The organism is Neoasaia chiangmaiensis (genome assembly GCF_002005465.1).
Taxonomy (GTDB): Bacteria; Pseudomonadota; Alphaproteobacteria; order Acetobacterales; family Acetobacteraceae; genus Neoasaia; species Neoasaia chiangmaiensis.
Genome location: NZ_CP014691.1, coordinates 2,623,450 through 2,647,347 on the forward strand (window position 1 = coordinate 2,623,450; position 23,898 = coordinate 2,647,347).

Below are 23,898 nucleotides of genomic sequence, written 5' to 3' on the forward strand. Positions count from 1 at the left end.
TGTTGCGCACTTGTCACATAAAGTGGTTTTTTCGGATTGGATGCCGTGCCAATGGTTGCTTCAGGATTGGGGGACGAGGGGCTTGGCGTCGAGGCTCGAGGCAGGGCATCATGGCGGTCTGCCGACAGACCGAGGACTGCTCATGAAATCGCCCAATAATTATCTTGCAGGTTTGCCGACGACGATCTTCACGGTCATGTCGCAACTGGCGGTCGAGCATGATGCCGTCAACCTGGGGCAGGGCTTTCCGGATACCGAAGGACCGGCGGCGTTGATCGATGCCGCGGCAGATGCCCTGCGGGACAATCGCAATCAATATGCGCCGCTGACCGGTTTGCCCGAATTGCGGGAAGCTGTTGCCCGCAGCAATGCGCGTTCCTATGGGCTGTCGGTCGATCCGGATCGGGAGGTCGTTGTCACCTCGGGCGCGACGGAGGCGATCGCGGCGTGCCTGATGGCCGTGGTCGAGTCGGGTGACGAGGTCGTGCTCATCGAGCCGCTTTACGATACTTATCTGCCGGTCCTGCGGATGATCGGCGCGACGCCGCGTTGCGTGCGGCTGCATCCGCCCGAATGGACGCTGGTGGCGGATGAACTGCGCGCGGCGTTCGGCACGAAGACAAAGGCGATTTTGCTGAACTCGCCGATGAATCCGAGCGGCAAGGTGTTCAGTGTCGCGGAGCTGGACCTGATTGCCGATCTGGTGCGGGAGTTCGATGCCTATGCCGTTTGCGACGAAGTTTACGAACATCTGACGTTCGGCGTGGCGCATGTGCCGCTGATGACACGTCCCGGCATGCGTGAACGTTGCATGCGGATCGGCAGCGCGGGCAAGAGCTTCTCGCTGACCGGCTGGAAGGTCGGGTATGTGACGGCGCCCCCGGCACTGGCGGCGCTGGTGGCGAAGGCGCACCAGTTGCTGGTCTTCGCAACCGCGCCCAATCTCCAGCGCGCCGTGGCGGTGGGATTGAATCTGGAGGAGGATTACTTCCACGAACTGGCAGACGACCTGCGGCGCAAGCGGGATCTGCTGGCCACGGGGCTGCACGCATTGGGTTTTCCCACCCTTCCGGCGGATGGAAGTTATTTCGTGGTGGCCGATATCAGTCGGCATGCCGAAGGACGGGACGACGTGGCGTTCTGTCGCGATCTGGTGCGGACGGCACGCGTCGCCGCAATTCCGGTATCCGCCTTCTATGCGCCGGATGGCCCTGAGCCGCCCCGCCATCTCATCCGTTTCGCTTTCTGCAAGCGTGAGGCGGTGTTGCAGGAAGCCCTGTCGCGTCTGGGTGGTGTGTTTCGCGGGTGATCGTGGTGAATGACGAGCCGGGGTCGTTCTGGCGGCTCCTGCTGTTCTCATACGCGACGAATGTCGTGGTCCTGGCCGTCTATATCCTGATCGCGCATGCGTTCGACGGTTTCGTCTATTCCGCCTGCCGGTGGGATTGCGGCTGGTATCTCGGTATTGCATCGCAGGGCTATGACACGGCGTTACGCTCCGGTCCGACGGATAACGGACAGGCGAACTGGGCCTTTTTCCCGGCTTTTCCCTTGCTGCTCCACGCTATCGAGGCATTGACGGGCTGGCCCGGGCAACGCTGTGGGGTCCTGCTGAACAATGCGCTTTTGCCGCTGATGGCGGCGCTGATTGCGCGGTATGCCTGGCGGCGGGCGGCGGTGGATCAGTGTCTGACGGTCCTGATCGCCGCCATGTTTCCATACAGCCTGTATTTCCGCGTTCCCTATACCGAGACGCTCTATGGGACGTTACTGATCGGCCTTTTGTTGTTGTTGCGCGCGAACCGGTTGGGCTGGGCTGCGGTCTGCGCGGCATGCTTCACCGCGACGCGCCCGACCGGCGCGCCGATCCTCGCATTGATAGGCATTGCGAAATGCTGGCAACAGGGTGTGCCGTTTTTTCCGCTGTCGAAGCATGCGCGCAGGAGCATGGCTACCATCGGGCGTTGTGTCGTGCTGGGAGCGGCCGGCGGAATCGGGCTGCTGGCGTATATGACGTATCTGCATGTGCATGTCGGTGATGCCTGGGCGTTCAAGCACATCGAGGCGGCATGGGGACGACATGGCGGCAACCCGGTCGGCAATATCCTGCAAGGCCTGCGTGCAAACGATCTGACGATACGCGCCTTCCTGCCGGGACGGGAGATGAGCCAGCGTTATCTGGCTCTCTGTTGTATTGCCGGATGTGTGCTGGTGGCGTGGGGAATTCTGACGCGCCTCTGGCTTGAGGCCGGAATTGTCCTGACAACCATGTTGCTTGCGACATCGACCTGCTTGTGGTCGTCCGCGCGGTATCTTTTCGCCAACCCTGCCATGCTGGTTCTGGTTGCCGCCGCCGCGCAGCGCCTTTCGGCGCAATGGCGTGCTGTATTCCTGTGTTTTTGCGCAATGATCCAGGTATTGTTCGTCGTTCTCTGGTATCAGGGCGCACGTTTTCTGATGTAGATCTCTGATTGCCGCATTAAGGGAAGTTATGACAGCTTATCGTCTGGATGTCGTGATCCCGTGTTTCAACGAGGACGACAACCTTCCCGTTACCCTGCCGCGGATCGTGTCCTTTCTCGATGAAGTGCAGGCCGATCCGCAAATTGAGATGACGCAATGGCGGGTTATTCTGGTCGATGATGGCAGTACGGATAAGACATGGGACTGTATTCTGGCGCACTGCGTGCCGGGGCGGATCAGCGGCATTAAGCTCTCGCGGAATTTCGGGCATCAGAGTGCCATGCTGGCGGGTCTGACGCATGCCGATGCGGATGCGGTGATTACCATGGATTCGGACCTTCAGGACGATATTCTGGTGGTTCGCGACATGCTGCTGGCATTTCAGAACGGTTTCGATCTGGCGCTTGGCGTGCGTTCGGCCCGGGATACGGATACCGCTTTCAAGCGTGGTACGGCCCGCCTGTATTATCGCCTGCTGAATGCCATGGGCACCGATGCCGTCGAGGATCACGCGGATTACCGCCTGATGTCGCAGCGTGCGCTACGCGCCTTGCTGGCGCATGATGAGGTCAACCTGTTCATCAGGGGCCTCATCCCGGCGATCGGCTTCAGGGTTTCCATCATTCCGTATGTGCGTCAGGCACGGGAAATCGGCGAGAGCAAATACACGCTGCGGAAGATGCTTCTTCTCGCCATTGATGGGATCACGTCTTTTTCCGTCATGCCGCTGCGGCTGATCGCGCTGATCGGCGTCGTCGTGTTCATGTTTGCGCTGGCGACGGGCGGTGCCGTTCTGGTGGAGCGGCTTTTCTTCGCCAATCGTGTCGTGCCCGGCTGGGCGTCGATACTCTTGCCCTTGCTGGCGTTGGGTGGGGTGCAGCTTCTTTCCCTCGGTGTGTTGGGGGAATATGTCGGCAAGATCTATCTGGAGACGAAGCGCCGGCCGCGCTTCATTATCGAGACAGTTCATGACGACACGTCGGCAGGAGACGGCGATCAGCGCCGCTGAGAATGCACCTGCGCGAAGACCGCGCCGCCTGTGGGGTTTTCCAGAGGTCTGGGCGATGTCGATCCGGCCTGCCGCTGGCATGACGGATCGAGGATTCGCATAAGGTCCTGGGCGCGGTGACGATGGAGATCGTCCGAAAAACGATAGAGCACGGTGCGTGAGGCGCGTGATGTCGTCAGCACGCCAGCCCGTCGCAATTCGCCGAGTTGCTGGCTGAGCGTGGGTTGCCGGATGCCACTGCGCGTTTCGATATCGCTGACGGGCAGTGCGCCATCGAGCAGGAGCGAAAGGATCAGCAGGCGTTGCGGCTGCGCGTAGAGCCGGAGTTGTTCGGTCAGGTCGCGGGCGCGCTCGGGTGTGATCATGGCGCGTCGTTTCGCAATTGATGGAACCATGGAGCGTTGTCGCCGGGCATGGCGTCTTGCGACAGTATGCCGGGAGAGAGAACGGGATTGCCTGGCTGCCAGCCTTCCGGGGTGAGCGCATCGCCCGGCGCCACCCGCTGCAAGGCCCGCAGGGTGCGCAGAATCTCCGAAACGGCGCGGCCGACGGTCATGGGATACCAGAAGATTGCCTGGATGATTCCGTCAGGGTCGAGGATGTATGTGGCCCGCACCGTGGCGCTGTCCCGTGCCTGGCTGTCCAGCATCCCGTAGGCGCGTGCGATGGCCATGGAAGGGTCCTCGATCACCGGAAAGGGTATCCGGACGTCCATCTGTGTGCGGATGGCATCGATCCAGGCGAGATGTGATGGCAGGCTGTCGATCGACAGGCCAATCAATGTGGCGCCGCAGGCTTCGAAGTCCGGGGCGGCGCGCGAGAAAGCAACGAATTCGCTGGTGCAGACCGGTGTGAAATCGGCAGGGTGCGAAAAGAATATGACCCAACGGCCGCGCAACGCCGATAATGATATCTGACCCTTTGTCGAGCGGGCCGTGAAGTCGGGCGCCTCGTCGCCGATCCGGAGCGTCATGGGCGTGGCAGGCATATTCGAAATGGAATCGGACATGGCGGATGTCTGTCTTTCCTTGACGCAATCGACATACAAACTTATAGAAACTCGTTAATTGATAGTTTCATAAAACATGAAACAATGGAGTGCAAGCGATGAGCGACGCCAATCTGGCCGCCGCAACGGCACAGATCGAGGCGGTGCGACGCGGTGATAAACCGGCGCCGATGATCCGCAGTTTCTTCGACGAACCCACGAATACTGCGACGCATGTCGTGCATGATCCGGCAACGCTGGAAGCGGCCGTGATCGACAGTGTCCTGGATTATGAAGCGGCGTCCGGCCGGACGTCCCACTCCACGGCGCAGCAGGTCGTGGATTACGCGCGCGGGCATGGATTGAACGTTGTCTGGCAACTCGAAACGCATGCGCATGCCGATCATCTTTCGGCGGCTCCGTGGTTGCAGGAGCAGCTGGGCGGCAAGCTGGCGATCGGCGCGGGCATCGTGGTCGTGCAGGATGTGTTCGGCAAGATTTTCAATGCGGGCACCGCGTTTCAGCGCGACGGTTCGCAGTTCGACCGGCTTTTCAACGATGGCGATCGTTTCTCCATCGGCGGGATCGAGGCGATTGCCCTGCACGTGCCCGGCCATACCCCGGCGGACATGGCCTATGTGATCGGCGATGTCGCGTTCGTCGGCGATACGATGTTCATGCCGGATTATGGCACGGCGCGCGCGGATTTTCCCGGTGGCGATGCGCGGGAGCTCTATCGTTCGATCCGCCGCCTGCTGTCCCTGCCGCGCGAGACGAAGCTGTTTCTCTGCCATGACTACAAGGCGCCGGGGCGTGACTATTACGCCTGGGAGACGACGGTCGGCGCGGAGCGCGATGGCAATCTCCACGTGCATGACGGGGTGAGTGAAAACGATTTCGTTGCGATGCGCACGTCGCGCGACGCGACGCTGTCATTGCCGAAGCTGATCATGCCGTCGGTTCAGGTCAACATGCGTGGTGGCCACCTGCCGGAAGCCGAGGATAACGGCGTTCAATACATCAAGATTCCGGTCAATCGTCTCTGATTGCTTTGTTCTGCTCTTTTCAAAAAAGGTATTGATAACAATGAAGCCTCGCTTTCTTTCCGAACGTTACGCGGTTGCCGGCCAGTTGACGCTGGCCGATGTCGAGGCGGCAAAGGCCGAAGGCTTCCGCGGGATTGTCTGCCTTCGTCCGGATGGTGAGGAGGCCGGCCAGCCAACGGCGGCGGAAATCGGCGTTGCGGCGGAAAAGGCGGGGCTGGAGTTTGTCTATATTCCGGTGCGTTCCGGCACGACGCCGAATGCCGATGGTGTGAACGCGATGCGCCGGGCGCTGGATACGATTCAGGGCAAGGTTCTGGGCTATTGCCGGTCGGGAAAGCGTGCCGAGGATATTTACGAATTGGCAAAGGCATCCCGGCCTGAGGCGCCGAAGACGCGCCGTTTCGATGTGGTGATCGCGGGCGGCGGCGCGGCGGGTATATCGACGGCGGCCAGTCTGCTGAAGCGTCGGCCGGGCACGACCGTGGCCATCATCGACCCGGCGAATGAGCATTATTACCAGCCGGGATGGACGCTGGTGGGAGCGGGCGTGTTCACGCCGGAGCAGACGCGCAGGACCGAGGTTTCCGTCATCCCGAAGGCGGCGAACTGGATTCGTGAGACGGTGACGGGTTTCGATCCGGATCATCGTCAGGTGTTGCTGGGCGATGGGTCGTCGGTCGAATACAGCGTGCTGGTGGTGGCGCTCGGGCTCAAGCTCGACTGGAACGGTATCGAAGGACTGGCGGAGACGTTGGGCAAGAACGGTGTGACGTCCAACTATCGCTACGACCTGGCGCCCTATACCTGGAAACTGGTGCAGGAGTTGCGTCAGGGCACGGCGCTGTTCACGCAGCCGCCGATGCCGATCAAATGCGCGGGTGCGCCGCAGAAGGCCATGTATCTGTCGTGCGACGAATGGACGCGGCGCGGCGTCAAGGGCGCGATCGAGGTCGAGTTCGATACCTGCACGCCGGGTTTGTTCGGCGTGGCGGATTATGTGCCGGCGCTGATGGAATACATCAGGCGGTACAATATCGCGCTGCATACGAAGTCCCGTCTGGTCAAGGTGGATGGCGCGAAGCGGATCGCGACATTCGAGCGCACGAGCGACACGGGCACGACGATCATCGAGCGGGCGTTCGACATGCTGCATGTCGTGCCGCCGCAAACCGCGCCGGACGTGGTGCGCGAGAGTGTGCTGGCTGGTGACGGCGGTTGGGTCTCCGTTGACCCGGCCACGTTGCGGCATACGCGTTATGACGATGTCTTTGCGTTGGGCGATGTCGCGGGAACGTCCAATGCCAAGACGGCGGCAGCGGTGCGCAAGCAGGCGCCGGTCGTAGCGGAAAACGTGGTGGCGACGCTGGGCGCCAGGGCTGTGAATGCGATCTATGACGGCTATGGCGCCTGCCCGCTGACGGTGGAGAAGGGACGCATCGTGCTGGCCGAGTTTGCCTATGGCGGCAAACTGATGCCGAGCTTCCCGAAATGGTTGCTCGACGGCACGAAGCCAACGCGCCTGGCCTGGTTCCTGAAGGAGAAGGTGATGCCCCCGCTTTACTGGCTTGGCATGCTCCGCGGGCATGAGTTGATGGTGAAGCCCGGGCATAAAAAGGCGGACTGACGAAGCATGTCCGCACATTGGATGCTCGAACTGGGGTCGGGCGGGATCGTCGGTTTCGCGCTCGGACTTCTGGGCGGCGGTGGCTCGATCCTTGCTGTCCCGCTGATGGTCTATGTGGTGGGCGTGCGCAATCCGCATGTCGCCATCGGCACGAGCGCCTTTGCGGTGGCGGTCAATGCATTGGCCGGGCTTGCAGGTCATGCGCGCTGTGGCACGGTAAAGTGGCGCTGTGCGGCGATTTTCGCACCTTGCGGCATTGCCGGGGCATTGGTGGGCGCCTCCATCGGCAAGGCAATCGATGGACCGCGCCTTCTTCTGGCATTCGCGCTCCTGATGATCATCGTGGCGGGGCTGATGTTGCGCAGCCGGCATGACGAGGGGGTGCCGGGTGCGGCGTGCAACCGGGATAATGCGGGCAAGGTCGGCGGCTATGGCGTGGCGACCGGGATGTTGTCCGGCATATTTGGCATTGGTGGGGGTTTTCTGGTGGTGCCGTCCTTGATGGCGGCAACGCGCATGCCGATCCTGAATGCTGTTGGCACGTCGCTGGTGGCTGTCTCGGCTTTCGGCATCAGCACGGCGGCGAGCTACGCGCTGTCTGGTCTGGTGGACTGGCAACTGGCGGCATTCTTTATCACGGGTGGCATTCTCGGCAGCCTTGGTGGCATGCAGGTGGCACGGCGTATGTGTCAGGGCTCCTCCCTAAGGTTGAAATCCGGCTTCGCCGTCGTCATCTTCGCGGTGGCCGGATATATGATCCGGCGTAGCATCTAGAGGTTCCCGCATGTCCGCTCCCGCTCAACGACTGACCGCCGAAGATCTGGCTGAGGCGGTGGAAGCCGTTGTCGGCGCCGAGACCGATCTGATCGCCAACATGGCGAATGTCTCGGCGATGATCTTCGAGGCGGTTCCGGACCTCAACTGGGCCGGGTTCTATCTCTGGAAGGATGACCAGCTTGTCCTTGGGCCGTTCCAGGGGCGTCTGGCATGCACGCGCATTCCCCTCGGCAGGGGTGTGTGCGGGACGGCCGCCGCCGAGCGTAAGACGCAGGTCGTGGCTGATGTGCATGATTTTCCCGGCCATATCGCCTGCGATGCGGCCTCGGCCTCGGAGATCGTCGTGCCGCTGGTCCATGGCGGGCGTCTGATCGGCGTGCTGGACCTCGACAGCCCGCGCAAGGCACGTTTCGGCGCGGCGGAGCAGGCGATGTTCGAGACGATTGCCGCAACGTTGCTGAAGGGCAGCGCCTTATAGTTCGGCAGACCTGAGCTTCGCCTGGCTCAGGCGCGTTTCTTCCACGATGTCGAGGAAATGCTGGAGAAGGGGCGGGACAGGCGTTGCATGGACGATGCCGATTTCCGAAAAGTTTTCTCCGAGGTCGAGACGCAGGCGTGTCACGTTGCCCGGCGTTGAATAGGCGGCGAAACGCGGCACGATGGCAACGCCCAGGTTGACGGAAGCAAGCTGAATGGCCGTCGAGAACTCGCGTATATATTTGATGCGGCCCGGAATCATGCCGGACTGATGAAAAGCGCCGAGCAACGCATCGTGAAAGCCGGGCGCGTTGTCACGGGCAAGCACGAAAATCGTCTCTTCGTTCAGACCGGCCGGATTGAGACGCGTCTGATCCGCAAGATGGTGATCATCGGACATGATGGCTTCAAAATGCTCGCGCGCGATGGCGCGGATTTGCAGATGCTCATGATAAATCGGCATGCGTACAAAGCCGAGGTCGAGATTGTGCTCCGCGATCGCTGCGAGCTGCGTGCCGGAACTCATTTCGGTGAGTTCGATCTCGACATGAGGCGATCGCTTGGTGAAACGACGGATCGCTTCGGCAAGGACTGCCGGAATGGCGGATGAGACAAAACCGATATGCAATGTTCCGATTGTACCCGTCGCGATATGGCGCGTGTTTTCGATCGTATCTGACACGTGCTGTAGAATCTGCTGTGCTTCGCGCAGGAAGTGGTGTCCGGCCGAGGTCAATGAAACGTGATGACGTGATCTTTCGAACAAACGGCAGGACAATTCCTGTTCCAGCTGTTTGATGTGATTGCTGAGCGCGGGCTGCACAATGTGCAGACGGCCCGCGGCACGCCCAAAATGCAGGGTTTCCGCCAAAACGCAGAACGAACGGAGATGTTTGAAATCCATTCACGCAGTTTGTCATAACGCCATGTGATCACCACCATCACAAAAGAGAATTGGACGCGCGGGTTGATCGCGTAAAGATGGGGTTACGCGCAGTTAATAAATTGCTGCACAAAGATGGCGAGATGTCGATCAGGTGTTTCCGCCAGCGTCGGCAGAAAGGTTTTTTCTCCCATGGCCACCCCTGATTTCGCCTCGACGGCGCGCGCGTCCGGACGCTGGATTCGTGTCATGCCGATCGTCTTCGTCACCTACAGCCTGGCATATCTCGACCGTACGAATTACGGCTTTGGCGCCGCGGCTGGTCTCAACGAGGCGTTACACATCTCACCCAGCCGATCGGCCTGGCTGGCATCGCTGTTTTTCCTCGGATATTTTGCGTTTCAGGTGCCTGCGGCGGCTTACGCCCGCAAACACAGCCCGACGCGCATGATCTTCGTGTGTATCCTCGGTTGGGGCGTTCTTGCTTCGCTGACGGGTGTCATCAACAATTTCTGGCTGCTCGCACTGGACCGGTTCCTTCTCGGCAGCATGGAAAGTCTCATCATCCCGGCGATGCTGATCCTGCTGACGGAGTGGTTCACCCGTGGCGAGCGTTCGCGGGCCAATACCTATCTGATACTCGGCAATCCTGTGACCGTCCTATGGATGTCGGCGATCACCGGTTATCTGATCGCGCAGTTCGGATGGCGGAATGTCTTTATTATCGAGGGCGCGCCGTCGATCATCTGGGCATTCGTGTGGCTGGCGACGATGTCGGATCATCCGCAACAGGCGAAATGGCTCGCGCCGGCCGAACGTGATGCTCTGGAAGCGCAGTTGGCGCGTGAGCAGAGCGACATCGTGCCGCAATCGGCGGATGTCTGGTCGGTCCTGTTCGACCGGCGCGTCCTGGTGCTCAGTCTGCAACTGCTTCTGTGGAGTGTCACGGCATACGGTTTCATCATGTGGCTGCCGGATATCATCCATCGCGGTGGCGCGCAGACGATGGGCATGACCGGATTGCTAACGGCAGGGCCATACGCAGCCTCCACCGTGTTGATGATCGTCGTCTCGTGGCTGTCCGACAAATGGCAGGTCCGCAAAAGCATCGTCTGGCCGCTGCTGGTCGTTTCGGCGATCTGTTTCCTCGGCAGTTACTGGATCGCCGATCGCAGCTTCGTCGTCGCCTATGCCTGCATGGTGATCGGCTGCGCCACGATGCAGGCGCCCCTGGGGCCGTTCTTCGCGATCGCGCCGGATATCCTCAGCCGTGAAGCCGCGGGCGTTGCGATGGGTATCATCAACAGCGCCGGCGCATTGGGCGGTTTCCTTGGCTCCTGGATCATCGGCTACATCCAGTCCACGACGCATAGCCTGAGTTTGAGTTTCGTCGCCATGTCCAGCTTCATCTTCGCTGCGGCGATCCTGATGGCGACCTTTGATGCCCGCCCGCCTGCGTATGCACGCAAACACGGCATTGTGCCTGCGAAGGGCGGGGCGCCCATCGCCTGATTTCCGGACCGATCATAAAAATAGGATAGCGAAAATGTTGCTGAAACGCTCACAGATCAATGCCAGCATCGAACTTGCCATGAAAACGTTCCGGGAATACGGCATCAGCCTTCCCGGCTTCGCTTACTGGACGGTCGACGACTGGAAAAACAAGGGTCATGAGGCCGATGAAATTCGCGATTGCATGCTGGGGTGGGATGTCACCGACTTCGGGCAGGGCGATTTCACGAAAATCGGCCGAACGCTGTTCACATTACGTAACGGTTCGCTCCGGCGTTCCGGTTACGATAAATCCTATGCGGAAAAACTGATTCTCGATCCGGAGGGCCAGCGTTCGCCCGCGCATTTTCATCGCACGAAAATGGAAGACATCATCAACCGTGCGGGCGGGAATATTCTCGTGCAACTCACGAAGGCCAATGCATCTAACGAACGAAGCAACGAGCACTTCACGATCAAGGTCGATGGCGTTGTGCGGGACATGGCGCCGGGCGATATCGTTCGGCTTGAGCCGGGGCAGGGTGTCTGCATCCCGCCACGCACGATCCATCAGTTCTGGGGTGAGGACGGAACGGGCCTGACGGTAAGTGGGGAGGTGTCGTCGCTTTGTGACGACCATGCCGACAACTGCTTCCTGGAGCCTTCCGCACGCTTTCCGGAAATTGACGAAGACGAGCCGCGGCGTTACTTTCTGTGTCACGAGTATCCGGCAGTCTCTCAGGACGCAGCGCTGGAAACGGTGTCGGTTGGAGCGCTCTGAATTGATTGTAATTCGTTGCTGACATCCCAAGAAGATCGGGCGGTATTGCGCGATCGCCATCCGCCCCGACCTATGACGACGCATCTTTGAAGGACGCGTCGTTGAACGCCACTATGATTAGTGACGACCATGCAGACAATCAGCCAATCCAAGTATCTCCGGGCCGCTCTTTATGTTTTGATCGGCGTGACCGGACTGTCGCGCCCGGCATCCGCGCAATATCGCGGGCCCATTTCGGCCGTGGCGCCCTCGTTCTCCCTCGACACGCCGACGGCTTATGAGAACACGCCATTCACGCCGGCCGTCGAACATATGTATCAGCCCTGGGGCGACCTTCTGAAAAAGTGGAACAAGAAGGGGATCGGACTGGTTTTTGACTATACCAGCGAAAGTGCGTTGGCGCTGGATGGCGGCAATGCGGGTGATGCCGGTTACGCACATCAGATTGGCGCTGAGCTGGATATCGACTGGGAACGGTTGATCGGCTGGAAGGGATTTCGCAGTCATGCTGTCGTCGTCAACCGCGCGGGGCACAACATGGCCACCGATTTCGGCGATCGTTCGCTTAACGGTTTTCAGGAAATCTACGGCGGCGGCGGCAATGTTGGCGTGAAGCTGGTCTATGTCTATGGCACGCAGGATCTGTTGGGTGGGCGCGTGCAGATTGCGTTCGGGAAAATGTCGGTCAACACCGATTTCTCGGCCTCGCCGCTCTATTGTACGTTCATGAACAAGTCGATCTGCGGCAATCCGAAGTCGTTGACCCGTGGCGATTCCGGATTTGGCACTTATCCTGGGTCGACATATGGCACCCGCGTGCGGGTCTGGCCGCTGCATGGCGTTTATGCGCAATTCGGGCTCTATGGCACCAATCCGGACCTGTCGAGTAATGCCTATGACCGCAGCGGTTGGAATTTCAGCACCAACCGTTATACTGGGATGTATATCCCGGTGGAGGTCGGCCTGATTCCGTCCTTTGGGCCGCATAACCTCGTCGGGCACTATAAGCTGGGTGTTGCTTACGATACCGCGAATTATGCGGACAATCTTTATGATGTCGACGGTGGCTTCCTGGCGCTGACGCATCGCTCCGCTCGTCAGGACAACGGGAAAACCCAGCTATGGATCGAGGGCGATCAGATGCTGGTTCGCAATGGTAGTGGGCCGCTGCATGGTCTTTACGTCATGGCGGGGCTGGTGCGTAACACGCCGCAGAGCAGCCCCTATCTCTATCAATATTATGCCGGGTTCGTTGATCGTGGCCCAGTGCCGTGGCGACCGAAGGATACGTTCGGCATCATCATGACGCGCGCGACGGCGAGCCCGGATCTCGTGGCGACGCAGCGGATCGATTACGCATTGGGCAAGAAGCTGCCGGCCAATGCGACCTATCCGCAAAGCCACCTGACCGTTCTCGAGGTGTCCTATAACATTCACGCCTGTGAAGGGCTGTCCATTCAGCCGGATTTCCAGCGTATCATGCGGCCGAACCTCCAGCGCAACAAGGCGAGCATCGATGCGCTGGGCCTGAAAATCCACGCGGTATTCTGAGTGCCGCTATTCCGCGTCTTTGTCCATGATGCGATCCATGACGGCCATCAGGACGCCGGAAGCGACGAAGGCAAGGTGGATTCCGACACTCCAGGCGAGGTCACGGTTCGGAATCTGACCGACACGAATGAAGTTGGCCAGGACGTGGATGGCGGACATGGCGACGATGGACGCCATGAGCTTGATCTTGATATCGCCAAACGTCACGTGTCCGATCCATTTCGGATAGTCATCGTGCTCTCGCACGTCGAGGCGTGAGACGAAGTTCTCATAGCCCGCGAACATGACGATGAGCATCAGGTTGGCGAGGAGCATCAGGTCGATCAGATCGAGCACGCCGACGAAAAGGTCGTCGAACTCCAGAACGAAGACGTGTCGCCACAGGCTCCAGATGGTCTGGAAAAACTTGATGGGCACGAGCACAAGGGCTGCGACGAGCCCGAAATAGAGCGGAGCGGTAAGCCATCGCGAGCTGAAAAAGAGGCGTTCGAGGCGGTGTTCTGTTTTCATAAGTGATTAGTGTCTCTGTTCATGAGTTTTTCAAAAAATAGTTGCAAACCGAATCATTATATTTCATAGTAAGAAATCATTTTTATTATTTTGTTCCGACTTCTTTCTTTGATTGTTTCCAACGGGGCATAGCAATGGGATTGATAGCAGAAAAAGAAGAAAAGTGGTTACAAAATAGACTGAAATACCTATCGTGGGATTATTTCAATCATGCGTCGGACGAAGAAAGAATAAATCAATCTGCTCTACAACATGTTCTTAGGAAGCACGCAGGCGCGCAGTTTTTCGGAGATTGTTTTGTTTCCGAGGATGCGAAAATATACACGGAAGTGATGCACCTTCGTAATAAAACCTTCATATGCGGAGGTGCGATTATAAGGCATCAACTGTATACGGGCGATGATTGTTGTATTGGCAGTTATTCGCATCTTGCGGGTGTCGTCCGTCTTGGTTCTCACGTTATGATCGGCGGTGGGGTATCGATTTTCGGTTTTAATCATGGAATCGAGATAGATCGTCCAATGGCACACCAGGCGTGTCAGTCGCGCGGTATTATTATAGGTGACGACTGCTGGATAGGCGCTAATGCGACAATTGTTGACGGGGTAGAAATAGGAGCACATTCAATTGTCGCTGCTGGTGCGGTAGTAACGAAAAACTTTCCGGAGTGGTCTGTTATTGGAGGTGTGCCTGGTCGTTTGATACGAAACAGGATGGTTCCAAATGATGAGATAATGCTGATGAGTAATGGAGTATTGGCCGCGAGCATGATGGAAAATGCCAACCCGTAAAAGGAGAAATAATTTCATATCAAATAATGCAGTTTATATGTCACTTATAAATCATAATAATAAATTTACATGCCATATTGAACTTCATAAATGAAAAACTATAAAAGAAATCATTACATAAGATAAATAATATTATTTATACTATGATAGCGATGGCCAATTGGTAAATCCGAAGGGTTTTTCAATTGGCTCTGAGAGCCAAAAATTTACCTGAATAGACTCATTGCCGCCATATCCCGCTCGAATTGCTCGAACTGCAATTCCAGCGCCAGTTGTAGCCGCGCCTTCTCGCTGGCTTTCATGAAGCTGGTACAGGTGTAACTCTGGCGGGCCTGACAACGCGTGATGACGTTGTCGCCGTTCCACAGGCTCTCTCCGCCCAGGAAAGCATAGGTCAGGCCATTCCGGGAAATGGACTTGAGATCATCGTAACTCAGGTTCCAGGCGGTGACGGCGCGCTGATATTCCTGCGTCAGATCGCCGCGTGAGACGCCTTCGTCATCCGTGGAGAGAACCGTCGGGACATTTGCCGCGCGATATAGGGAAAAGGGGTGCGCTGCGCCGCGTATGCCCAGGATTTCCTCGTTGCTGGTCAGGGCGATTTCGACGGCGACATGTTTGCGCGCCATATCCTGAAGCAGGGCCGAGGGATCGTGTTCCCATGCGATATCCACGCCATGACCGATGCGCTCGGCACCGGCGATGGCGATCGCATCGCGGATATGATGATCGAGCCCGTCTTCCGGGACCAGTCCCGGTGTCAGTTCGCCGGCATGAAGGCTCAGATGCACGTCGGGATGAACGGCTTTCATGGCCCGGAACATGCGCATATGCAGGTCGTAATCACGCATGGCCGTCGCATCGTCCTCGGGTCCGACAATATTGAGGCCGGCGAAACGCGGATCGGCATGCACGAGTTCGAAGCCCACATCGAGCTGGGCAAAGACCGCTGGCGCGGGCACGACGCGGATGGCCTGAAAAAGGTAACGCGCGGTCACCGCGCAACCGGGGCGGGCCTGCGGCGTGCCGCATTGGAGAATCTCGTGCGCGCGCGCTTCCATGACGTCCGTTTCGTGCCGGGCCTGTGCGGCCAGTCCCGGCAGTTCGGGCGCCAGGGCGGCACGTGCCGCGGCGAAATCCTCGTTCTTCAGCGGATGGTGCATCCCGGATGTAATCATCGGCGCAAGGGCTGGCGAGATCATGAATTCGGCGTATACGACATGGTCGCGTGCGGCCTGTTCCAGGGCATCGGCCAATGCTTCGCCCTGATGGCGGTCTTCAACGGGGGCGAACCGCTCGAACGTGCCGAAGAAGTGGTCATGGCCGGATCGGTCGTCACTACCGGGCCTGAAATTGCGCATGGAGAGCGCGTCGATCATGTCGTTGCGGGCATCTTCATCGCCGGCCAGATCGCGCGCGGACATCTCGCCCGTCCGGGCGCGGCACTGCGTGGGGAGAATCCGCGCCTGCGCGGTGGAGATGCACAGGCCGTCCTGCGCGGCCCATTCCAGCCAGCGTTCGGCATAGACGGCGCCGACAAGATGATTATGGAGATCGGCGCCTTTGGGAAAGCGTCGCAGGAACATCGCGAGCCGAACGGGGTCGTGCCGGATGCGCTCGAAGATTTGGGCCGTGGTTTCGGCGGCATTCGGTGAAGCTGTCGGGCTGGGCGGGGCGGCGACAGGGGCGTCGTTCGCCGTGTTGGCATGCGCCGCTCCGACCAAGGTGAGGGCGGCGAAAAGGAAAAAAGAAGAACGGAACATCCCGCCAGCGTGACGAATGAGCGTCACGCTGGCAAGGGGGCTTATCTTTTCGGTGTCGTTGCGACATCCAGCCAGACGGCCAGCAGAAGGATCACGCCCTTGACGATCATCTGCCAGTAGGTATCCACGCCCAGCATGGACATGCCGTTATCGAGCGTCGCCATGATGAGCGCACCGATGAGCGCGCCGAAAACGGTGCCCGCGCCGCCGCGCATCGACGTGCCGCCGATGATGCAGGAGGCGATGGCGTCGAGTTCCTGCAGGGAGCCGGCGGAGGGCGATCCCGCTGCAAGCCGGGCGGTCGTCGCGATGCCGGCCAGTGCTGCCATGACGCCCATGAGTGCGAAGACGCAGAGCTTGATCAGTTGCACGTTGACGCCGGACAGTCGCGTGGCTTCCAGATTGCCGCCGATCGCGTAGATGCGCCGGCCGAAGACGGTGCGTCGCGCCATGATGGTGAAAGCGCCCAACAGGATGACGACGAGCAGCACGGGCAACGGCACGCCGCGATAGGCGTCCAGCACGCCGAAGAACGCGACGATGGCGACGGCGAGACCGGCCAGTTTTGCGAGGTCGAGCGCCATGGATGGGACCGTCAGCCCATATTCGGCACGTTTGATCCGGTTGCGGAACATGGAGAAGGCGAGCGTGCCGAAGACGATCAGGCCAAGTGCGTAACTGGCGAAGTCCGGCAGATAGCTCTGGGCGATCATCACGAAGCCCGGTGAGATGGGCGTGATCGTCATGCCGCCGGTAATGCCCAGCAGGACGCCGCGCCAGGCCAGCAGACCGGCAAGCGTGACGATGAAGGAGGGAATTCGCAGATAGGCGACCCAGTAACCATTGAAGGCGCCGATCAGCGCGCCGAGCAGCATCACGAGCGGCACGTTGGCATAAAGCGGCAGGTGATACTGGTTGTCGAGGATTGCCGCCAGGCCGCCGAGCAGGCCGAGCAGGGAGCCGACGGAGAGGTCAATCTCTCCGGAAATGATGACGAAGACCATGCCGCTTGCCAGCATGCCGGTGATGGCCATCTGGCGCAGCAGGTTGGACAGGTTGCGCGCCGTCAGGAAGTCGCCTTCCGTCTGGTAGGTGAAGAAGGTCCAGATCAGCGCGATGGCGACGAGCAGTGCCAGGATCTTGTACCGCGCGAACAGGGCCTTGAGGTGTTCCGTACGCAGCATGCCCCGCCGTTCGGCACGAGCGGCCTGGGCGGCGGTGGCGGGGGTATCGTTGATGGAATGAGCTTCGGACATTGGGGGCGTTCCGGGCGTAGGGGCTGTCAGGCAGCCTGCCGCAATGGCGTGATGGCGGCCGTGAGGATGCGTTCCTGGGTCAGGGTCTCGTCGTTGATGAAGTCGCCACGCAGTTCACCTTCGCCGATAACAAGAACGCGGTCGCTGATGCCGAGTACTTCCGGCAGTTCGGAGAACACCATGATGATCGACATGCCTTCCTTCACCAGTGCGAACATCAGCTTGTAGATTTCGTATTTCGCGCCGACATCCACGCCGCGCGTCGGTTCGTCGAGGATAAGGACGCGTGGTTTGGGCTCGAGCATCTTCGAGATGACGGCTTTCTGCTGGTTACCGCCGGAGAGGTTCGCGATGGCGAGCAGGGGGCTTGCCGTCTTGATGCGCAGGCGGTCGATGGCGGTGCCGATCGTCGAGAATTCGCGGTTTTCGTCGATCAGGCCACTTTGGGTGAAGTCGTCGAGCACCGAGAGCGTGATGTTATGCCCAACCCCAAGGCCAGGCACGATGCCGTGCAGTTTCCGGTCTTCGGGCACCATGCAGATACCATGGCGGACCGCTTCGCGTGGGGAGCGGATGCGTAGCGTCTTGCCTTCGAGGCGCAGTTCGCCCGAATGCTGTCCGGGGTATGCGCCGAAGATGGCGCTGACCAGTTCGGTCCGGCCGGCGCCGACGAGCCCGGCGATGCCGAGGATTTCGCCCTGGCGCAACGAAAACGAAACGTTGTTGACACGCTTGCGCGTCGGGTTGTCGATGTCCAGGCAGGTGATGCCGATTGCCTGAAGAACGACGTCGCCAATCGGGTGCGGCTCACGCGGGAACAGATTGCTCATGTCGCGCCCGACCATCATGCGGATGATATCCGGAATGGCGAGTTGTGCGATCGGTGCTTCACCGACGAAGCGACCGTCACGGATGACCGTCACGCTGTCGGCGATCTCCTTGATCTCCTCGAGCTTGTGCGAAATGTAGACGCAGGCTGTGCCGCGCGATTTGAGGTCCTTGACGAGGCGAAGGAGAATAGCGGTTTCGGATTTCGTCAGGGAGGATGTCGGTTCGTCGAGAATCAGGAGTTTGGCGTTCTTGCTGAGCGCCTTGGCGATTTCGATCAATTGCTGTTCGCCGCCCGCGTAATGCGAGACGGGAAGCATGACGTTGATATGTCCCATGCGAAGGTCGGACAGCAGTTTCTGCGCATCGATGTTCATGCGGTCGAAGTCGATCAGACCGCTTTTCGTGCGTGGCTCGCGACCGAGGAAGATATTTTCCGCAACGGTGAGTTGCGGCACCAGCATCAGTTCCTGATGGATGATGACGATCCCGGCGGCTTCGGTTTCACGAATGGAGCCCGCGCGCAGTTCCTGCCCTTCCCACAGGATCGTGCCGCCCCATGTGCCATATGGATACACGGCGGAAAGCACTTTCATCATCGTCGATTTACCGGCGCCGTTCTCCCCGCACAGGCCGACGCATTCGCCGGACCGCACGCGGAGATCGATGCCGTCAAGGGCTTTCACGCCGGAGAAACTCTTGGTGATGCCCTGCATTTCCAGAAGATAATCGGACATCGATCAGTATTCCTTGTGGCCGGGGGGAACTGCCCTCCCGGCCCCTGTCGTTATTTCGCGTCGATCTGGGCCTGCGTGTAGTAGCCATCCTTGACCACCTGATCGACATTCGCCTTGGTCAGCGCGATCGGCGTGAGCAGGATCGTGTTCACGTCCTTGGCGCCGTTGTTCATCTTGCTGGTGTAGGTCGGCGTCTCACCCTTCGCGAGTTGCACGGCGACCTTTGCGGCTGTCGAGGCGATCAGCTTGAGCGGCTTGTAGACCGTCATGGTCTGCGTGCCGGCAATGATACGCTGCACGCCGGCGAGGTCCGCGTCCTGACCGCAGACAGCCGTCTTGCCGGCAAGGCCCTGCGCCTGAAGTGCCTGAATGGCGCCGCCAGCCAGACCGTCGTTCGAGGCGACGACGCCGGAGATGTTGTTCTTGTTCGCGGTCAGGGCGTTTTCGGTGATGGAGAGTGCGTTGGTCGGGCTCCATTCCGGCACCCACTGGGCGCTGACGATCTTGATCTGTCCCTTGTCTACGAGCGGCTTGAGCACGTTCATCTGCCCCTGGCGGAACAGCTTGGCGTTATTGTCCGTCGGCGCGCCGCCCAGCAGGAGGTAATTCCCTTGCGGTGCGGCATTGACCACACCCTGCGCCTGCATTTCGCCGACCCGCACGTTGTCGAACGACACATAGGCATCGATATCGGTGCCGAGGATCAGGCGATCATAGGCGATCACCTTGATGCCGGCCTGTTTCGCCTCATTGACGGCATTGGTCAGGACGTTGCCGTTGAAGGGCACGATGACAATGACGTCCATGCCACGCGAGATCAGGTTCTCGATCTGTGCATTCTGCCGACTTTCGCTGGCATCTGCCGATTGGACGTTGACGGTGGCGCCCATCGATTTCGCAGCGGCGATGAAGTAATCGCGGTCGTGCGACCAGCGCTCGACGCGGAGATCGTCGATCGAGAAGCCGATTTTCGGATGGGCGGGCGAGGCCACGGCGGGCATTGCCGCGACAAGGCCGAGAGACAGGACGGTGCCGGTAAGCAGGCGGCGGGTCCAAACTGAGTGATGAGACACGAAGAGGTCCTCCAGGTCGCGAATGCTCGAATCCTTGGGGCGAGCTTGGCGACGCTGAAACGGACATGAACATTCCCGGCGGCTTTTCGCAATAGATGACCTAAACACTACGCAGAAATTACAAACGCTCCATAAATAGGAGATGATTGACGTTAGGCACTGAGAACAATGAGTAATTTCTCAAGGGCATCCATAATTCGATCTATCTTTAACATTAACAAATGATTGTGATTGTTTGGCCGTCCGTTGCTGGAGGACGCACGGAACGGGTCCATTGTCGCGGATCGAGCCGACAACAGGAGAAAGAGCGGCTGCTTTACCGGATGTTAACGATTCGCAAGGAAAATGCAGCCGGACTGATCGATGGAAGGATTTCGATGTTCAGCCTTACATCAGCACCGCTATCGTTTATCGACCGTTTTTTCACGACATTCCTCTCCGCCGGTTCGAAAGCGGGTATGACGGCGGGGACGGCAAGCCCACCGGTCACCGCGCCAGCCATCGAGAAAAGTGTGTCCACACCTTCCGCGGACATACCCGATTTCATCGTGCGGGGGCGGCATATCGATCTCGTTGTCTAGATGCGCGCCGGATCAGCGTTCGTGGGACAGTGCGCCGCTCCGATCGAGCGCCTGAATACGGTCGGCTGTGCGCAGGGCGATGGCGGTGATGGTCAATGATGGATTGACGCCGCCTGTCGTCGGGAAAACCGAGCCGTCGCAAATCCAGAGGTTGGGAATGTCCCAGCTTCGGCAATCCGCATCGACAACGCTTGTCTCGCGTTTGAAACCCATGCGCGCGGTGCCGGCGAGATGATTGGTGTCGTTCTCCTGGCGCCAGATATCGCGTGCGCCGACCAGTTCCAGGCTGCGCTGCATTTCGCCGAGCGCATGCTGGATCATGGTTTTATCGTTTTCCTGCCAGCTATATGTGACACGGGCAATGCGAAGTCCATACTGGTCGGTCTCGTCGGCGAGTGTAACGCGGTTATCGAGGCTCGGGAGCATCTCGCCGACCATCTTTAATCCAACCTGATGGTTGTAGTCGCCCATCTTCTCGCGCAATCTTGCGCCCCAGAGTTTTCGCGACCCGGATACGGCGGTGGACCATTCAACGGGCAACGGTCCCTGCGCCATCCAGCAATATCCGCCGTGGAAGTCCTTTTTGTCCTCGTAATTCCAGTGCTCGGTGATGGTGAGCGAAGGCGGTCCCTGGTTTCAGCGGACCATGTCGTCCATGACGCCATAGGCAGCCTGATTGGACTGCGTCATGAGGTAGCGGCCAACCAGTCCGGAACTGTTGGCCAGCCCGTCCCGAAAGCGATCCGTCGCGGAACTGAGCAGGAGGCGCGGCGTCTCAATGGCATAACCCGCGACGATGACGTTTTTCGCACGCTGGAAATGCCAGTGGCCGTTGCGATGATAATGAACGCCGGTGGCGCGTCCCTCGACATCGACCTCGATACGACCGACCATGGCAAGGTCGCGGATTTCGGCGCCGGCTTTCAGGGCGCGGGGAATATAGGTGACGAGCTGGCTCTGCTTGGCGTTGGTCGAGCAGCCGACGCGGCAGAAGCCGCGATAGACACAGGATGGCGAGTTGCCGCGTGGGGCGGACACGGTGGCGAGCGGCGTTTCCGTCCAGCGATAGCCCATCGCCTCCGCGCCGCGTGCCAGCAGGGCCGCCGCGCCGTTGATCTCATGAGCGCGATAGGGATAGCGGGGGCGTCGTGGGCCCCACGGATAGGAGACGGGACCAGCGATCGCGAGATCGCGCTCGGCACGCGAATAATATTGCCACATCTCCCGCCAGTCGAGAGGCCAGTCGGCGCCGTAGCCGAGCTTGCTGCGCGATTTGAACCATTCCGGACGGAATCGCAGTGAGACCATGGCGAAGTGCACGGTGGAGCCGCCCACGGCCTTGCCGCTGTTATTGCTGCCCATCTTCAGCGGATTGGCGCCGTCCACCAGTCGCTCGTCAGTCCAGAACAATTGGCTCTGGCTCGTTTCGTCAGATGCGAAATCCTCCAGCGGCCGGAAATAGGCACCCGCGTCGAAACCGATGACGGAATATCCCATTTCCGCAAGTCGCGCGATCAGCGGGCCGCCGCCCGCGCCTGTGCCGATCACCACGAAATCCACAGCGTCGTGCTCCGCGAACTGCTTCATCGGCACCCAGCCGCCAGCGTGGAACACGTCCGGCGCGCGTCCGTCCGTTGCCCGGGGTGCGCTGAGCGGACTATCGGACATGCTGGTTCTTTCGCCGGATCTTTTCCTCGTCGCCGGGGCCAGCCTCGACGGGCTCCCACGGATCGCGGCGATTGTTTTGCATCCGCACGTAGCCTCGTGGGCTGGCGGGGCCGCCGAAGCCGATCTCGTTCCAGCTTGTCGGGTGTGCGTAATAGGTCGCGATGATATCGGCCATGATCCGCTCATTGAAGAACAGTTGGCAGTCCATGCCGCGCCACGCCGGATGGTGCAGCCGACCATCCTCGGCGCGATGGAGGAGGTCGTCCTGTTGATCGGCCGCGAGTCGATCGAAAGCTGTGTCGTATGCGTCGAGGGCTTCGGCGTTCAGCGCGTGCAGGCCGCGCTTCCAGGCCTCACCCTGCGGCGGCAGTGCCGCGTTGCGGAAGCCGACCCGGATGTCATCACGCATGCGCTGGTCGATATAACCAGCCAGTGGGACAGGAGGGCGGTCGGCAGGTTGTGGCATGATGCGGTCGCAGACAGCCGCGAGGATGCGCCATTCTTCCTGCGTGAAGAGATCAGGGTCGCGTGAGACGGCGAGGCGCGCGTCGATGACCTTGCGTGTTGCATCGTTCCACGACGGTGTGTGGCGCTTGTTCAGTACGTCGTAGCCTGGATAGCGTTCGCGTTCAGGCATCGGGGTCGTCTTCCAGCAAATCGAGTGCCGCGAGGCCCGCGAGCGCCAGACCGGTGAAGGCGGGCGGCGCCGGGATCGGTGGGCCATTGAGGATATTCTGCTGCCAGTTGCGCCAGCCGCCCATGTCACGCCCGACGCCGGTGGCGTGGAACGCCGTGCCGGAAATGCCAAGCAGGGCAGTGGCGCGTAGCCACCAGCGCGTCGCGTCGCGGCGTGCGCGTGCTCGGCCGAATGCTGCGTCTGTCAGACACGCTGCCGCGATGGGCGGGATGGTGACGGGTAGATACATGAACGGGTCGTGGAAGCTGCCGCGAAAATGGAGCAGCCCGGCTTCGGACGTGGTTCCGGCCAGACCGAGACCTGCCGCCGCGCCGACCACCCGTCCGGCGGGGAGCCCCGCGATCCGTGGCACGCGACCGCTTGGCGTATCACGCACGCGTTCGGACAGAAAACCCAGCAGGCCTGACAGGCCGATGGCCATCGGTGCGCCGATCGGCGCACTGTAGAACAGGTTCTGCCACGACCATCTGCCCGGCTTCTTGCGTATATTGAACAGATGGAATCCGGTTCCAATGAGACCGACGACAGATGTTATGGCATATACCGTGTCACGCAGGACGTGCGACGCCTGTCGACGATCCGCCGTGCCGTGCGCGCTGACGGCCAATGCCAGCGCCGCCGTGACGATGGGCGTATACATGGCCCTGTTCTCGAACTGACCGCGATAATGTTCGATGGCGCTATCGAACAGGACCGAGGCCGCCAGTGTCCCGGCGGCTTCGTTCAGGCGACGCGCCGACCGGTTGGCTGAAGCCGGATCGGGCACCGGGGCGCAGGCGCCTGGCCGTCGCGGCGGGGGATGTTTGCCTCTGCGCGCTGCCGCCATCATGGCGGCAAGCGTCAGCGACCCGATGAAAGCCAGCATGGTGCGTGCCGCACCTGTCGGGCTGCGTGTGTCGGCCAT

At 60.1% G+C, this 23,898-nt stretch carries 25 protein-coding genes; 12 read left to right on the forward strand and 13 right to left on the reverse strand.

The window, feature by feature from the left end; genetic code table 11:
- Positions 1-142 precede the first annotated feature (142 nt).
- The 3 genes from A0U93_RS12470 to A0U93_RS12480 are packed head-to-tail and all read left to right on the forward strand — an operon-like array spanning position 143 to position 3,472.
- On the forward strand, positions 143-1,309 hold the full coding sequence (locus A0U93_RS12470; protein WP_077807626.1) for an aminotransferase: 1,167 nt from the start codon (positions 143-145) through the stop codon (positions 1,307-1,309).
- A gap of 5 nt (positions 1,310-1,314) precedes the next feature.
- Positions 1,315-2,463, forward strand: coding sequence for a hypothetical protein (locus tag A0U93_RS12475; protein WP_147150976.1), 1,149 nt, complete (start codon positions 1,315-1,317; stop codon positions 2,461-2,463).
- Between the two features lie 28 nt (positions 2,464-2,491).
- Positions 2,492-3,472, forward strand: a complete 981-nt coding sequence (locus A0U93_RS12480; protein ID WP_077807628.1) for a glycosyltransferase family 2 protein — start codon at positions 2,492-2,494, stop codon at positions 3,470-3,472.
- Here the strand turns inward: A0U93_RS12480 and A0U93_RS12485 are convergent.
- Together A0U93_RS12485 and A0U93_RS12490 are read right to left on the reverse strand one after the other, a co-directional pair.
- Complete coding sequence (locus tag A0U93_RS12485) at positions 3,460-3,837, reverse strand: ArsR/SmtB family transcription factor (protein WP_077807629.1); 378 nt, start codon at positions 3,835-3,837, stop codon at positions 3,460-3,462. The genes A0U93_RS12480 and A0U93_RS12485 overlap by 13 nt on opposite strands.
- Positions 3,834-4,481, reverse strand: coding sequence for a peroxiredoxin (locus A0U93_RS12490; protein ID WP_077808513.1), 648 nt, complete (start codon positions 4,479-4,481; stop codon positions 3,834-3,836). Before A0U93_RS12490 ends, A0U93_RS12485 begins: the two co-directional genes overlap by 4 nt.
- A 98-nt stretch (positions 4,482-4,579) precedes the next feature.
- Here A0U93_RS12490 and A0U93_RS12495 point away from each other — a divergent pair, with 98 nt between their 5' ends.
- From A0U93_RS12495 to A0U93_RS12510, 4 genes are read left to right on the forward strand one after another with little or no spacing between them, the layout of a single operon-like run.
- Entirely contained in the window at positions 4,580-5,506 is a 927-nt protein-coding gene (locus A0U93_RS12495) for an MBL fold metallo-hydrolase (RefSeq protein ID WP_077807630.1), read from the forward strand.
- 40 nt (positions 5,507-5,546) lie between these two features.
- A complete protein-coding gene (locus A0U93_RS12500) occupies positions 5,547-7,130 on the forward strand; it encodes a bifunctional protein tyrosine phosphatase family protein/NAD(P)/FAD-dependent oxidoreductase (protein WP_077807631.1) in 1,584 nt (527 codons plus the stop codon).
- A 6-nt stretch (positions 7,131-7,136) separates the two neighbouring features.
- Positions 7,137-7,904, forward strand: coding sequence for a sulfite exporter TauE/SafE family protein (locus A0U93_RS12505; RefSeq protein ID WP_077807632.1), 768 nt, complete (start codon positions 7,137-7,139; stop codon positions 7,902-7,904).
- Positions 7,905-7,914: 10 nt separating this feature from the next.
- A complete protein-coding gene (locus A0U93_RS12510) occupies positions 7,915-8,385 on the forward strand; it encodes a GAF domain-containing protein (RefSeq protein WP_077807633.1) in 471 nt (156 codons plus the stop codon).
- Here A0U93_RS12510 and A0U93_RS12515 read toward each other — a convergent pair.
- A complete protein-coding gene (locus tag A0U93_RS12515; RefSeq protein ID WP_077807634.1) occupies positions 8,380-9,288 on the reverse strand; it encodes a LysR family transcriptional regulator in 909 nt (302 codons plus the stop codon). The two genes, A0U93_RS12510 and A0U93_RS12515, sit on opposite strands and share 6 nt — an antisense overlap.
- An 83-nt stretch (positions 9,289-9,371) precedes the next feature.
- Positions 9,372-9,536: a hypothetical protein gene (locus tag A0U93_RS16650; protein ID WP_211274011.1), complete on the reverse strand. Its 165-nt coding sequence runs from the start codon at positions 9,534-9,536 to the stop codon at positions 9,372-9,374.
- On the opposite strand from A0U93_RS16650, the gene A0U93_RS12520 reads away from it, so the two are divergent.
- The 3 genes from A0U93_RS12520 to A0U93_RS12530 all read left to right on the forward strand — a co-directional run bounded on the left by A0U93_RS12520 (position 9,517) and on the right by A0U93_RS12530 (position 13,090).
- On the forward strand, positions 9,517-10,779 hold the full coding sequence (locus A0U93_RS12520) for an MFS transporter (RefSeq protein ID WP_170233451.1): 1,263 nt from the start codon (positions 9,517-9,519) through the stop codon (positions 10,777-10,779). The genes A0U93_RS16650 and A0U93_RS12520 overlap by 20 nt on opposite strands.
- A 34-nt stretch (positions 10,780-10,813) precedes the next feature.
- Positions 10,814-11,539: a D-lyxose/D-mannose family sugar isomerase gene (locus A0U93_RS12525; RefSeq protein WP_147150980.1), complete on the forward strand. Its 726-nt coding sequence runs from the start codon at positions 10,814-10,816 to the stop codon at positions 11,537-11,539.
- Positions 11,540-11,668: 129 nt separating this feature from the next.
- The gene (locus A0U93_RS12530) at positions 11,669-13,090 is read left to right on the forward strand and encodes a carbohydrate porin (RefSeq protein ID WP_245824879.1); all 1,422 of its coding nucleotides are present in this window, start codon (positions 11,669-11,671) and stop codon (positions 13,088-13,090) included.
- 6 nt (positions 13,091-13,096) lie between these two features.
- Here A0U93_RS12530 and A0U93_RS12535 read toward each other — a convergent pair whose 3' ends face one another.
- The gene (locus tag A0U93_RS12535) at positions 13,097-13,600 is read right to left on the reverse strand and encodes a TIGR00645 family protein (protein ID WP_077807636.1); all 504 of its coding nucleotides are present in this window, start codon (positions 13,598-13,600) and stop codon (positions 13,097-13,099) included.
- A 134-nt stretch (positions 13,601-13,734) separates the two neighbouring features.
- Between A0U93_RS12535 and A0U93_RS12540 the strand changes: the two genes are divergently transcribed.
- Positions 13,735-14,391 carry an acyltransferase gene (locus tag A0U93_RS12540; RefSeq protein ID WP_077807637.1) on the forward strand — a complete coding sequence of 219 codons (657 nt, stop codon included), beginning with the start codon at positions 13,735-13,737 and terminating at the stop codon, positions 14,389-14,391.
- A 206-nt stretch (positions 14,392-14,597) separates the two neighbouring features.
- Here the strand turns inward: A0U93_RS12540 and A0U93_RS12545 are convergent, their stop codons facing one another.
- Genes A0U93_RS12545 through xylF form a run of 4 tightly spaced genes read right to left on the reverse strand, consistent with a single transcriptional unit; the run spans position 14,598 to position 20,048 of the window.
- Positions 14,598-16,154, reverse strand: a complete 1,557-nt coding sequence (locus A0U93_RS12545) for an adenosine deaminase family protein (protein ID WP_077808516.1) — start codon at positions 16,152-16,154, stop codon at positions 14,598-14,600.
- A gap of 41 nt (positions 16,155-16,195) precedes the next feature.
- Positions 16,196-17,410, reverse strand: a complete 1,215-nt coding sequence (locus A0U93_RS12550) for a sugar ABC transporter permease (RefSeq protein WP_077807638.1) — start codon at positions 17,408-17,410, stop codon at positions 16,196-16,198.
- 26 nt (positions 17,411-17,436) lie between these two features.
- Positions 17,437-18,975, reverse strand: a complete 1,539-nt coding sequence (locus A0U93_RS12555; protein WP_077807639.1) for a xylose ABC transporter ATP-binding protein — start codon at positions 18,973-18,975, stop codon at positions 17,437-17,439.
- Between the two features lie 50 nt (positions 18,976-19,025).
- Positions 19,026-20,048: a D-xylose ABC transporter substrate-binding protein gene (xylF, locus tag A0U93_RS12560; RefSeq protein WP_245824881.1), complete on the reverse strand. Its 1,023-nt coding sequence runs from the start codon at positions 20,046-20,048 to the stop codon at positions 19,026-19,028.
- A gap of 377 nt (positions 20,049-20,425) precedes the next feature.
- On the opposite strand from xylF, the gene A0U93_RS12565 reads away from it, so the two are divergent.
- Complete coding sequence (locus A0U93_RS12565) at positions 20,426-20,629, forward strand: hypothetical protein (RefSeq protein ID WP_147150982.1); 204 nt, start codon at positions 20,426-20,428, stop codon at positions 20,627-20,629.
- Between the two features lie 12 nt (positions 20,630-20,641).
- Here A0U93_RS12565 and A0U93_RS16850 read toward each other — a convergent pair whose 3' ends face one another.
- The 4 genes from A0U93_RS16850 to A0U93_RS12580 all read right to left on the reverse strand — a co-directional run bounded on the left by A0U93_RS16850 (position 20,642) and on the right by A0U93_RS12580 (position 23,898).
- Positions 20,642-21,184 (reverse strand): GMC oxidoreductase, encoded by a 543-nt coding sequence (locus A0U93_RS16850; RefSeq protein ID WP_245824883.1) that lies wholly within the window; start codon positions 21,182-21,184, stop codon positions 20,642-20,644.
- Between the two features lie 81 nt (positions 21,185-21,265).
- Positions 21,266-22,297, reverse strand: coding sequence for a GMC family oxidoreductase N-terminal domain-containing protein (locus A0U93_RS16855; protein WP_245824884.1), 1,032 nt, complete (start codon positions 22,295-22,297; stop codon positions 21,266-21,268).
- Positions 22,287-22,934, reverse strand: a complete 648-nt coding sequence (locus A0U93_RS12575) for a gluconate 2-dehydrogenase subunit 3 family protein (RefSeq protein ID WP_077807642.1) — start codon at positions 22,932-22,934, stop codon at positions 22,287-22,289. Before A0U93_RS12575 ends, A0U93_RS16855 begins: the two co-directional genes overlap by 11 nt.
- Entirely contained in the window at positions 22,927-23,898 is a 972-nt protein-coding gene (locus tag A0U93_RS12580; protein WP_077807643.1) for a hypothetical protein, read from the reverse strand. Before A0U93_RS12580 ends, A0U93_RS12575 begins: the two co-directional genes overlap by 8 nt.